The following is an 11,935-nucleotide window of genomic DNA, read 5'->3' on the forward strand; positions in this document are numbered from 1 at the left end:
TTCTTATCAAATAGTTATGGAGAAAAACCTTAACTTTCATATGAAAATAGACAGGGGAGTACGCTTACAAGAGGCTTGTAAGACGAGGCGTAATAGAGGATTCTATACAGGTCGACAGGGAGTCGCGAAACGAAACGAACATCAGGATGATGACGTTTCAGCGGGATACACCAGGACGGTGCTGCAAGGAAAGGCTTCTGGATCGAAGCGAAAGGATTACGCAGGATGCGTTAAAGGACACCTCCAGGATGGAGAAAGAGAACCGGTCAGGATGCCCGGCGGATCAGGAAGATCAGGACACGCTTACGGATAAGTCAAATCGCATCGGGGTGGTGCGAGCAGGATGCAATAGTTTATGGATGAACTGGTCAGGAGACCATAGGAAAAGTTTTCACGGATGAGCAGGGAGCAACAAAGGTAGCTGGACTGCTGCGAAACGAACCGGGAGCACTGTGCAAACAGTGCTCCCTTTTTTTATTTCCTCGCCACCGATGATATCCTTCGCCACAGATTTTCATTTCGACGTATTTTCCGAGGTTTTCATGACCCATCACGACCGCGTTCGCCAGCGCCTGAATGCGATTGAAGCGCAGCTGCGCGAGCATCAGCACTGGCAGGACACCGCACCAGACAACAGCGTTTTCGAAAGCACACAACCTTTCTGCATGGATACGCTGGAGCCACTGGAGTGGCTGCAATGGGTGCTGCTTCCGCGCATGCACCAGCTGATCGACAATCAGCAGCCGCTGCCGCAGAGCTTCGCCGTTGCGCCTTATTACGAGATGGTCATCGACGCGAGCCATCCTTTCCGCGCCATTATCCTACCGGAGCTTGAGCAGCTTGATACTCTGTTTGCGGGCGTGGACGACTGATGATCGAGATCCTCTATCAGGACGAATGGCTGGTCGCTGTTAATAAACCCTCAGGCTGGTTAGTCCACCGCAGCTGGCTCGATCGCGATGAAAAAGTCGTGCTCATGCAAACCGTGCGCGACCAGATTGGTCAGCATGTTTTTACCGTCCATCGTCTCGACAGGCCGACATCCGGCGTGCTGCTGATGGGGCTATCGAGCGAAGCGGGCCGTCGTCTTTCACAGCAGTTTGAGCAGCACCAGATCCAGAAACGCTACCACGCCATCGTGCGCGGCTGGCTGATGGAAGAGGAATTGCTCGATTACCCGCTGGTGGAAGAACTGGACAAAATCGCGGATAAATTTGCCCGTGATGACAAAGAAGCCCAGCCTGCGGTGACGCACTATCGCGGTCTGGCGACGGTTGAAATGCCGGTGCCGACCGGGCGTTACCCGACGACGCGCTACGGTCTGGTCGAGCTGGAACCGAAAACAGGCCGCAAGCATCAGCTGCGCCGCCACATGAGCCATCTGCGTCACCCGATCCTCGGCGACAGTAAACACGGCGATTTGCGTCAGAACCGCAGCGCGGCGGAAAACTTCGGCTGTGACCGTTTAATGCTGCATGCCAGCGAATTGCATCTTACACACCCGTTCACTGGCGAGCCGCTGGTTATCCGTGCGAGCCTCGATGATGTCTGGATGCAGGCAATGTCACATTTCGGCTGGCGTGGTCTTCTCCCCGACGTTGAAAGGGTTGAGTTTACGCCGGACAACGGTCAGGATGACCTCATAACTGAATGATTCAGGGAGAAAAGTAATGGCGGAAGTAGGCATTTTTGTCGGCACCATGTACGGAAACGCGTTGCTGGTGGCGGAAGAAGCACAGACGATCCTCACGGCGCAGGGCCACAAAGCGCAGGTATTTGAAGATCCTGAAGTCAGCGACTGGGAATCTTACCAGGGTAAATATGCGCTGGTGGTCACTTCTACGACTGGGCAGGGCGACCTGCCGGACAGCATTGTGCCGCTGTATCAGGGCATTCTCGATATGTACCAGCCGCATCTGCGCTACGGCATTATCGCCCTCGGCGACAGCACCTACTCGCATTTCTGCGGCGGCGGTAAGCGCTTCGACGCGTTGTTGCAAGAGCAGGGCGCACAGCGTATCGGTGAAATGCTGATGATCGACGCCAGTGAAGATCCTGAACCCGAAACGGTCTCCAACCCGTGGGTTGAACACTGGGCCACGCTGCTCAGTTGATCCCTTTGCCCTTCTGCCGAAGGGCAAAACGCCTACTCTTTCCTGAATCCGTGAACCAGCCCCCATCCTCCTGGGCATAAGCCCCAAAACCCCTTTTATCTTCTCCGGAATGCTGTGTTTATGCACGGTGAGCCATCGTTGACGCGTTTTTATACTTCTCCTGTCGGTGAATAAAATGTGGCGTGCCAAAGAGCAACGTCGCCATAAAAACAAACGTCATTCTGATTACCCTACAGGTTACGTTGTTCAGAATGAGGGAAGCCTCAGGAGTACAACAATGAGTTCACTAAGTCACGCCACGGCGGCCGCTGAAAAGCGGACCAACGCGCGCTACTGGATTGTGGTGATGCTGTTTATCGTCACCTCGTTCAACTACGGCGACCGCGCCACGCTCTCCATTGCCGGGTCAGAAATGGCCAAAGATATCGGTCTGGATCCGGTCGGTATGGGCTACGTTTTCTCCGCATTTTCATGGGCCTATGTCATCGGCCAAATCCCGGGTGGGTGGCTGCTCGACCGCTTTGGTTCTAAACGTGTCTACTTCTGGTCGATTTTCACCTGGTCGATGTTCACCCTGTTACAGGGCTTCGTCGACATCTTCCACGGCTTTGGCATCATCGTCGCGCTGTTCACCCTGCGCTTTATGGTCGGTCTGGCCGAAGCGCCCTCTTTCCCGGGCAACAGCCGCATCGTCGCCGCGTGGTTCCCGGCGCAGGAGAGGGGCACGGCGGTTGCGATATTCAACTCCGCGCAGTACTTCGCCACGGTCATCTTCGCACCCATCATGGGCTGGCTGACGCATGAAGTGGGCTGGTCGCATGTGTTCTTCTTTATGGGCGGACTGGGGATCGTCATCAGTTTCCTGTGGCTGAAAATGATCCACGAACCTAATCAGCATCCTGGCGTAAACCAAAAAGAACTGGATTACATCGCCGAGGGCGGGGCGCTGATCAACATGGATCAGAAGAAAACAACGACGCAGCAGGTGCCGATGCGCGAGAAGTGGGCGCAGGTTAAACAGCTGGTTGGGTCGCGCATGATGATTGGCGTGTACCTCGGCCAGTACTGCATTAACGCGCTGACTTACTTCTTCATCACCTGGTTCCCGGTGTATCTGGTACAGGCGCGCGGCATGTCGATTCTGAAAGCGGGCTTTGTGGCGTCTATTCCGGCGGTGTGCGGCTTTGTTGGCGGCGTACTGGGTGGGATCATATCCGACTGGCTGATGCGTAAAACGGGTTCGCTCAACGTGGCGCGTAAAACGCCAATCGTACTCGGAATGCTGCTGTCGATGACCATGGTGTTCTGTAACTACGTCGACGCGGAATGGATGATCATCGGCTTTATGGCGATGGCGTTCTTCGGCAAAGGCATCGGCGCGCTGGGCTGGGCGGTCATGGCCGATACTGCACCGAAAGAAATCAGCGGTCTCAGCGGCGGCCTGTTCAATATGTTCGGCAACATCTCCGGCATCGTCACCCCGATTGCCATCGGCTATATCGTGGCGACCACCGGCTCGTTTAATTGGGCGCTGATTTACGTCGGCATTCATGCGCTGATTGCGGTTCTGAGCTATCTGGTGCTGGTCGGCGATATCAAACGAATTGAGCTGAAACCGACTGCGGAGCGTGCTTTATGAATACTCAGGCAAGCCCCGTTATCACTGACATGAAGGTGATCCCGGTGGCGGCGCAGGACAGCATGCTGCTGAACATTGGCGGTGCGCATCATGCGTACTTCACCCGTAACATTGTGGTACTGACCGATAACGCCGGGCACACCGGCGTGGGTGAAGCCCCCGGCGGAGAAGTGATTTACCAGACGCTGGTGGATGCCATCCCGCAGGTTGTGGGACAGGAAGTCGCCCGAATGAATCGCGTGGTGCAGCAGGTTCATAAAGGAAATCAGGCCGCCGATTTTGATACCTTTGCCAAAGGCGCCTGGACCTTCGAGCTCAAGGTTAACGCGGTGGCGGCGCTGGAAGCAGCGCTGCTGGATTTACTCGGTCAGGCGCTGAACGTGCCGGTGTGCGAATTACTGGGGCCGGGTAAACAGCGTGATGCGGTCACGGTGCTCGGCTATCTGTTCTACGTAGGCGATCGCAATAAAACCGATTTGCCATACTCTGAAGGGCGGCGCGACGGCCACGACTGGTATCACTTGCGCCATCAGGAAGCGCTTTCCTCAGAGACGGTGGTCAGGCTGGCGGAGGCCGCGCAGGACCGTTACGGCTTCAAAGATTTCAAACTGAAAGGCGGCGTTTTGCCGGGTGAACAGGAAATCGATGCCGCGCGAATGCTGAAGAAACGTTTCCCGGACGCGCGCATCACCGTCGACCCTAATGGCGCATGGCTGCTCGATGAAGCCATCGCGCTGTGCAAAGGTCTCCAGAACGTGCTGACCTACGCGGAAGATCCGTGCGGTGCCGAGCAGGGTTTTTCCGGGCGTGAAGTGATGGCGGAGTTTCGACGTGCGACTGGCCTGCCGGTAGCCACCAACATGATTGCCACGAACTGGCGCGAAATGGGTCACGCGGTAATGCTCAACGCGGTAGATATCCCGCTAGCTGATCCGCATTTCTGGACGCTCTCCGGCGCGGTACGCGTGGCGCAGCTTTGCGACGACTGGGGTCTGACCTGGGGCTGTCATTCGAATAACCATTTCGATATTTCGCTGGCGATGTTCACCCACGTCGGCGCGGCGGCCCCTGGCAGGCCGACGGCCATTGATACACACTGGATCTGGCAGGAAGGCGATGCCAGACTCACCCAAAATCCGTTGCAAATTGAGAACGGAAAAATCGCAGTGCCGGACGCACCAGGGCTCGGCGTGACGCTCGATTGGGCGCAGGTAGAAAAAGCGCATGAGGCGTACAAACGGCTGCCAGGCGGCGCACGCAATGACGCGGTGCCGATGCAGTACCTGATCCCCGGCTGGACATTCGATCGCAAACGCCCCGTTTTCGGTCGCACTCAATAAAAGGATTGCACGATGACGATTCAACATTCAACGCCAGTAGTGACCTCCATGCAGGTGGTCCCGGTTGCCGGGCACGACAGCATGCTGATGAATCTGAGCGGTGCCCATGCGCCGTTCTTCACCCGCAATATTGTGATGATTAAAGACAACGCCGGCCACACCGGCGTGGGTGAAATTCCGGGCGGCGAAAAAATCCGTAAAACTCTGGAAGACGCGGCGGCGCTGGTGGTGGGCAAAACCCTCGGCGAATACAAAAATGTGCTGACCGCGGTGCGTAATGCCTTTGCCGATCGGGATTCGGGCGGGCGTGGTCTGCAAACATTCGACCTGCGCACCACCATTCATGTGGTGACAGGCATTGAAGCGGCGATGCTCGATTTACTCGGCCAGCATTTGGGCGTCAACGTGGCCTCGCTGCTGGGCGATGGTCAGCAGCGCAATGAAGTGGAAATGCTGGGCTACCTGTTCTTTGTCGGCGATCGCAAACGCACGCCGCTGCCGTATCAGAGCCAGCCGGATGACCAATGCGACTGGTACCGCGTGCGCCACGACGAAGCGATGACCCCGGATGCGGTAGTGCGTCTGGCGGAAGCCGCGTATGAAAAATATGGCTTTAACGATTTCAAGCTCAAAGGCGGCGTATTGAGCGGTGAAGATGAAGCGGAAGCGGTGACGGCTCTGGCAAAACGCTTCCCGCAGGCGCGCGTGACGCTTGATCCGAACGGCGCCTGGTCGCTGGATGAAGCCATCAACATTGGTAAGCAGCTGCGCCACGTGCTGGCGTATGCGGAAGATCCATGCGGAGCTGAGCAGGGGTTCTCAGGCCGGGAAGTGATGGCTGAATTTCGTCGCGCCACCGGGCTGCCGACCGCCACCAACATGATTGCCACCGACTGGCGGCAGATGGGCCACACGCTTTCGTTACAGTCGGTGGATATCCCGCTGGCGGACCCGCACTTCTGGACCATGCAGGGGTCGGTGCGCGTGGCGCAAATGTGCCACGAATTTGGCCTCACCTGGGGCTCACACTCCAACAACCATTTCGACATTTCGCTGGCGATGTTCACCCACGTCGCGGCGGCCGCACCGGGCAAAGTCACCGCCATTGATACCCACTGGATCTGGCAAGAGGGGAATCAGCGTCTGACGAAGCAACCGTTTGAAATCAAAGGTGGCATGGTGCAGGTGCCGTCGACGCCGGGTCTGGGCGTTGAACTGGACATGGACCGCGTGATGCAGGCCCATGAGCTGTATCAGAAACATGGGCTTGGCGCGCGCGATGACGCGATGGGAATGCAGTATCTGATCCCGGGCTGGACGTTTGATAACAAGCGTCCGTGCATGGTGCGTTAATACAACTGATGCCGTTACCCCGTAAGGACAGCCTATGAAAATCGTGATTGCCCCGGATTCGTACAAGGAGAGCCTAAGCGCACTGGAGGTTGCCTGCGCGATTGAGGCGGGTTTCAGGGAGATTTTCCCCGAGGCGGAATACGTGAAAATTCCGCTTGCCGACGGCGGGGAAGGCACCGTGGAGGCGATGGTAGCGGCCACGCAAGGACGCGTGATTACGATGAATGTGACCGGCCCGCTGGGTTTTCCGGTACAGGCGTTCTTCGGGATTTCCGGCGATGAGCAGTCGGCGTTTATCGAAATGGCGGCCGCCAGCGGGCTGGAAAGCGTACCGGCGGAAAAGCGTAACCCGCTGAAAACGACCTCATGGGGTACCGGAGAACTGATTAGTCATGCGCTGGACGCGGGCGTTAAGCAGATAATCATCGGCCTTGGCGGCAGTGCCACCAATGACGGCGGCGCAGGCATGGTGCAGGCGCTGGGTGCGAAACTGCTGACACGTGACGAGCAGCCGATCCCGCCCGGAGGTGAAGGGCTGGAGCAGCTTGAACGGATTGATATCAGCGGGCTGGACTCGCGTCTGGCGAATTGCCGGATTGAGGTCGCCTGTGACGTGACCAACCTGCTGACCGGCAACGAGGGCGCGACGGCGGTATTTGGCCCGCAAAAAGGGGCGACGGAAGCGATGATCCCGCGTCTGGACGAGGCCCTCTTGCGCTATGCCACGCTTATTGAACGTGATTTAGATATTCAGGTGCTCAATCTGGAAGGCGGCGGTGCGGCGGGTGGAATGGGCGCAGGGCTGTTCGCTTTCTGTGGCGCGACGCTGCGACCGGGAATTGAGATCGTGACTGACGCGCTGCATCTGGCTGACATCGTGAAAGATGCGGATTGGGTGATCACCGGCGAAGGGCGGATCGACAGCCAGACCGTACACGGTAAAGTGCCCGTCGGCGTCGCGCGGGTGGCGAAGCGTTTTAATATCCCGGTGATTGCTATTGCCGGGAGTTTGACGGATGACGCAGAGGTTGTGCATCAGCATGGCCTGGATGCGGTGTTCAGCGTTATCTACAGCATTTGTACGCTGGAGGATGCGTTGGCGAATGCCAAGGAGAATGTGCGCCGCACGGCACGCAATGTGGCGGCGGTGTTGGAGATCGGCAATCGGTTCTCCCCCTCACCCTAACCCTCTCCCACAGGGAGAGGGAACCGCCCGGAACTCTGTTTTCACTCTCGCCCCTTTCGGAGAGAGGCGGGGGTGAGGGGAAAGCAGCGCAGATATCGTTTTTCTCCCTCTCCCTGTGGGAGAGGGTCGGGGAGAGGGCATCAGCGTGCTCCGTCACCCCAAAATCAATTTCGCTTCTCTTGCTACGTTGTCCATCTCGTCCAGCAACTCAAGCAGCTCTGGCTCAAGCTCGTCTGGCGAAACGCCGCTGCGCAGTTGGCCTTCTATCAAATGGCACAGATTCTTTAACCGCGGTACGCCGCTATAGCCGCAACTGCCATGCAGCTTGTGAATCGCGTCGACCAAATCCTCGGGCTTCTCACCGACCAGCTGTTCTTCCACTTTGTTGCGAATTTCCGGAAGGAAATCGATCAGCATATGCAGCATGTCTCGCGCCAGATTTTGCTTATTGGCCGCCTGACGCAGCGCCAGCGACCAGTCGAGGGTGGTATTCAGATTCACCGGCGGGTGCGGCTCGCTTACTTCAGGCTGCGGAATGCTCAGCCCCGGCTTATAGCGCAGCAGCAAGTTTCGCAGCTTGCTCTCTTCGATAGGCTTCGCCAGATAGTCGTTCATCCCGGCGCTCAGCAGTTTTTCCTTTTGCCCGGCCATGGCGTGGGCGGTCACCGCAATCACTGGCGTTTGCTGCTGATGTGGCAACTGGTGAATCAGTTCGCAGGCGCGAATGCCGTCCATATCCGGCATCTGGATATCCATCAGAATCAGGTCGAACTGCATCTGTTTGGCGCGATTAATCGCCTCCTGACCGCTTTCGCACAGCTCAACGTTTTGCACCTGGTCTTCCAGCAGCGCGCCGATAAGCTTGAGGTTCGCCGGGTTATCATCCACCGCCATCACCGTCATTCCCAGACGCGCGACCTGACTGTTGGGCACCGCCGAGGTCTGATTGACGCGGCAGTATTCCGTCAGCGCAGGCAGCAGGCGAGTGGAGGTCAGCGGTTTCAGCAGACAAGCCGCCGCGCCGTTCTGTTTGAGCTGTTCAGCATCGACCTGCACGTGGCACGGCAGCGCCAGCAGCAGGAAGTCGGTCATGCGATAGGCCTGTTCGAGCTTGTCGGCATGCAAGTTTAAATCACGCATCGATACCGGCACCGCAATCAGTAGAATATCGTAACGGTCTTCCGGCAGCGCCGAGAAGGTCGGGCTGTACACCACTTCCAGCGGCGTAGTCGCCAGAATATCCAGCGTGCACTGCGCGGCAGAGGCGTTGGCTTCGACATAGGCCAGACGTTTCCCTGCCAGGCAAGCGGTGGTCAGGCTTTCGGATACCACGTTCGGATTGAGATCCAGATTGATGTGGAACCAGAAAGTTGAACCGCGATTTGGCTGGCTGTGGAAGGAAATATCGCCGCCCATTTCTTTTACCAAACGCTGGGTGATCACCAGACCCAGACCGGTCCCGCCGTGACGTCGTGAAATACTGGCATCTGCCTGGCGGAAGGCCTGGAAAAGACGCGACTGATCGCGCTCAGGAATGCCGATGCCGGTGTCGCGGATCTGCACTTCAATTTGTACTTTGGTATTGCTCAGCGCGCGTTTTTCTACCAGTACGTCAATGTTGCCGTTTTCGGTAAATTTAATCGCGTTCCCGACCAGATTGGTAATAACCTGCTGCAGTCGTAGCGGGTCACCAATCACGTTATCCGGCACGTCGCTTTTGATGTTCAGCGTCAGCTCAAGCCCTTTGTCGTGGGCCGAATGGGCAAGCAGTGTCACCACTTCATCCAGCGAATTGCGCAGCGGGAACGGTATGCTTTCCAGAACCAGTTTACCGGCTTCCAGCTTAGAGAAGTCCAGCACGTCGTTGATGATGGCCAGCAGGTTGTTCGCCGAGCGCTCAATGGTATTGAGGTGATCGCGCTGGGTCGAATTGAGGTCGGTTTTGAGCGTCAGCCGGGTAAACCCAATCACGCCGTTGAGTGGGGTGCGCAGCTCGTGTGACATGTTGGCGAGGAATTCAGATTTAATACGCGCCGCTTCCTGGGCGCGTTTCTTCGCCAAATCCAGCTCGACGTTCTGGATTTCCATCTGCTCGAGGGTTTCCCGCAGATCGGAGGTCGCCTGGTCGACGTTGTGCTGCATCTCTTCGTGATAGGCCGCCAGCGACATCGCCATCGAGTTAATGCCGTTCTTGAGCATATCGAGCTCGCCGAGCATGAAGCCTTCCACCCGACTGTCGAGTTGTCCACGACGAATACGGTCTACAGTGTTCACCATGTTGCGAATCGGCCCGGTGACGTCGCGCATCAGACGCCAGCCGAAAATCAGCGCAATGCCGATACAGAACAGCATCATCACGCTGGAGATGAAAATCTCTTTGTACTGTTGTAGCCGCACGGAGCGCAGATCGAGCTCCAGCGCCACATAGCCGAGCGTATTAATCGGCGTCTTGGCTTCCGAGGTCGGCGATTCATCCGGGGAATAACTTTCGGAGACAATGGGCGTGCGCAGGATCATCGTATCGCCGCTGCGCGAGACGCTGAGGCGGTTTGGGATCGGCGCGCCTTTCGGCAGCTGCAGCTCGCTCGGGTCAAGGTGGTAGTTGGACGTCACGAACAGCCGGTTGTGCTCGTCATACACCGAAATCGCCCGCACGATGTCAGAATGTCGGCGATGCAGGACGCTAATGAGCTGTCCTATTGACTCACGGTTTTGTAAGTTCATGCCATATTCACTGGAGACCGCGAGCGGCTCAATGATGCTGGCCCCGGCGTCTTCCAGCTGACGCTGCAGATCGTGGTAGCGGTGAACGACAAAGAAGATGCTGAGCAGCAAACCGATCAGGACGGTTGGGGCCAGGATCAGGATCATCATGCGCGCGCGCAGGCTGTAGTTGGTCATGGAGGTCCGTTATGGGAGAATCAGGGTTAACTTACTTCGTTTGAGAAAAATCTCTGAATGGCGCAATTCTACTCTGCAAAACGCCGCGTGACGACGCGCGAGATCATAACCGTGACGGTGAGCGACCTGGACCCTTTCGGTCAGGGGGTAGCGCGCCATAACGGGAAAACACTGTTTATCAACGGTTTGTTGCCCGGTGAAAGCGCTGAAATTCGCATCACCGAGGATAAAAAACAGTATGCACGCGGACAGGTAAAACGTCGACTGAACGACAGCCTTGAACGTGAGAAGCCGCGCTGCCCGCACTTTGGCGTGTGCGGTGGCTGTCAGCAGCAACATGCCAGCGTCGCGTTGCAACAGCGCAGCAAACAGGCGGCGTTAGCGCGCATGATGAAACATGACGTGGATGAGGTTCTCTCTGCGTCGCCGTGGGGCTATCGCCGTCGTGCACGTCTGAGCGTGAATTATCAACCGAAGGCTCAGCATTTGCAGATGGGTTTTCGCAAGGCGGGCTCGAACGATATCGTCGAGGTCACGCAATGCCCCGTGCTGGTGCCCACTCTTGAGGCACTGCTGCCTGCGGTGCGCGACTGCCTGGCGTCGCTTTCGGCTGTCCGTCATTTAGGGCACGTGGAACTGGTGCAGGCTGATAACGGTCCGCTGATGGTGTTGCGCCATAACGCACCACTTTCCGCGGCCGATAAAGCAAAACTGGAACAGTTTTCGCATTCACACCAGCTGGCCCTGTGGCTGGCACCACAAAGCGATAGCATTGAACACGTTAACGGCGAATTGCCCTGGTACAGTTCAGACGGGCTACGCTTAACGTTCAGTCCGCGCGATTTTATTCAGGTCAACGACGGCGTGAATCAGCGGATGGTTGAAACGGCGCTGGCGTGGCTGGATGTTCAGCCCCAGGACCGCGTTTTGGATCTGTTTTGCGGGATGGGCAACTTTACGCTGCCGCTGGCAAAACGTGCGGCAAGCGTGGTGGGCGTGGAAGGCGTGCCCGCACTGGTTGAGAAAGGCCAGCAGAACGCAGTACAGAATAACCTGCACAATGTGACCTTCTTCCACGAAAATCTTGAAGAAGACGTCACCCAGCAGGCCTGGGCGCAAAACGGTTTTGACAAAATTTTACTCGATCCTGCGCGCGCGGGCGCACCGGGCGTGATGCAGCATGTCGTAAAATTAGCCCCCGCTCGGGTGGTGTATGTATCCTGTAATCCGGCAACGCTGGCGCGTGATAGCGAAGTGCTGCTGGCGGCGGGCTATCAAATTCAGCGTCTGGCAATGCTGGACATGTTCCCGCACACTGGGCACCTGGAGTCGATGGTGTTGTTCGAGCACATATAATGAATCAAGGCTTGTCGAATCCGACAGGCCCCGTCCCTAAAGGAGA

9 protein-coding genes are annotated in these 11,935 nt (G+C 57.2%); 8 read left to right on the top strand and 1 reads right to left on the bottom strand.

Annotated features, from left to right (window positions below; all coding sequences use genetic code 11):
* Window positions 1–542 precede the first annotated feature (542 nt).
* From A8O29_RS04940 to A8O29_RS04970, 7 genes are all read left to right on the top strand, one after another.
* A complete protein-coding gene (locus tag A8O29_RS04940; RefSeq protein WP_125352109.1) occupies window positions 543–872 on the top strand; it encodes a YqcC family protein in 330 nt (109 codons plus the stop codon).
* On the top strand, window positions 872–1,654 hold the full coding sequence (truC, locus tag A8O29_RS04945) for a tRNA pseudouridine(65) synthase TruC (RefSeq protein WP_125352107.1): 783 nt from the start codon (window positions 872–874) through the stop codon (window positions 1,652–1,654). The genes A8O29_RS04940 and truC overlap by 1 nt, the downstream gene beginning before the upstream one ends.
* A 16-nt stretch (window positions 1,655–1,670) precedes the next feature.
* Window positions 1,671–2,114: a flavodoxin gene (locus A8O29_RS04950; protein WP_125352105.1), complete on the top strand. Its 444-nt coding sequence runs from the start codon at window positions 1,671–1,673 to the stop codon at window positions 2,112–2,114.
* A 277-nt stretch (window positions 2,115–2,391) separates the two neighbouring features.
* Window positions 2,392–3,753 (top strand): MFS transporter, encoded by a 1,362-nt coding sequence (locus A8O29_RS04955; protein ID WP_125352104.1) that lies wholly within the window; start codon window positions 2,392–2,394, stop codon window positions 3,751–3,753.
* Window positions 3,750–5,093 (top strand): enolase C-terminal domain-like protein, encoded by a 1,344-nt coding sequence (locus A8O29_RS04960; RefSeq protein WP_125352102.1) that lies wholly within the window; start codon window positions 3,750–3,752, stop codon window positions 5,091–5,093. Before A8O29_RS04955 ends, A8O29_RS04960 begins: the two co-directional genes overlap by 4 nt.
* Window positions 5,094–5,105: 12 nt before the next feature.
* Window positions 5,106–6,446, top strand: a complete 1,341-nt coding sequence (gudD, locus tag A8O29_RS04965) for a glucarate dehydratase (RefSeq protein ID WP_125352100.1) — start codon at window positions 5,106–5,108, stop codon at window positions 6,444–6,446.
* Window positions 6,447–6,480: 34 nt separating this feature from the next.
* The gene (locus A8O29_RS04970; protein ID WP_125352098.1) at window positions 6,481–7,632 is read left to right on the top strand and encodes a glycerate kinase; all 1,152 of its coding nucleotides are present in this window, start codon (window positions 6,481–6,483) and stop codon (window positions 7,630–7,632) included.
* Window positions 7,633–7,785: 153 nt separating this feature from the next.
* Here the strand turns inward: A8O29_RS04970 and barA are convergent, their stop codons facing one another.
* Window positions 7,786–10,533, bottom strand: coding sequence for a two-component sensor histidine kinase BarA (gene barA / locus A8O29_RS04975; RefSeq protein WP_125352096.1), 2,748 nt, complete (start codon window positions 10,531–10,533; stop codon window positions 7,786–7,788).
* A 57-nt stretch (window positions 10,534–10,590) separates the two neighbouring features.
* Here barA and rlmD point away from each other — a divergent pair, with 57 nt between their 5' ends.
* Window positions 10,591–11,889 (top strand): 23S rRNA (uracil(1939)-C(5))-methyltransferase RlmD, encoded by a 1,299-nt coding sequence (rlmD, locus tag A8O29_RS04980; protein WP_125352094.1) that lies wholly within the window; start codon window positions 10,591–10,593, stop codon window positions 11,887–11,889.
* The last annotated feature ends 46 nt before the right edge of the window (window positions 11,890–11,935 follow it).

This window comes from Scandinavium goeteborgense (genome assembly GCF_003935895.2).
GTDB classification, from domain to species: Bacteria; Pseudomonadota; Gammaproteobacteria; order Enterobacterales; family Enterobacteriaceae; genus Scandinavium; species Scandinavium goeteborgense.

Coding starts and splice junctions, on each gene's coding strand:
- A8O29_RS04940 (WP_125352109.1), top strand. CDS start 543: ATGACCCATCACGACCGCGTTCGCCAGCGCCTGAATGCGATTGAAGCG.
- A8O29_RS04955 (WP_125352104.1), top strand. CDS start 2,392: ATGAGTTCACTAAGTCACGCCACGGCGGCCGCTGAAAAGCGGACCAAC.
- A8O29_RS04960 (WP_125352102.1), top strand. CDS start 3,750: ATGAATACTCAGGCAAGCCCCGTTATCACTGACATGAAGGTGATCCCG.
- barA (WP_125352096.1), bottom strand. CDS start 10,533: ATGACCAACTACAGCCTGCGCGCGCGCATGATGATCCTGATCCTGGCC.
- gudD (WP_125352100.1), top strand. CDS start 5,106: ATGACGATTCAACATTCAACGCCAGTAGTGACCTCCATGCAGGTGGTC.
- A8O29_RS04950 (WP_125352105.1), top strand. CDS start 1,671: ATGGCGGAAGTAGGCATTTTTGTCGGCACCATGTACGGAAACGCGTTG.
- A8O29_RS04970 (WP_125352098.1), top strand. CDS start 6,481: ATGAAAATCGTGATTGCCCCGGATTCGTACAAGGAGAGCCTAAGCGCA.
- truC (WP_125352107.1), top strand. CDS start 872: ATGATCGAGATCCTCTATCAGGACGAATGGCTGGTCGCTGTTAATAAA.
- rlmD (WP_125352094.1), top strand. CDS start 10,591: ATGGCGCAATTCTACTCTGCAAAACGCCGCGTGACGACGCGCGAGATC.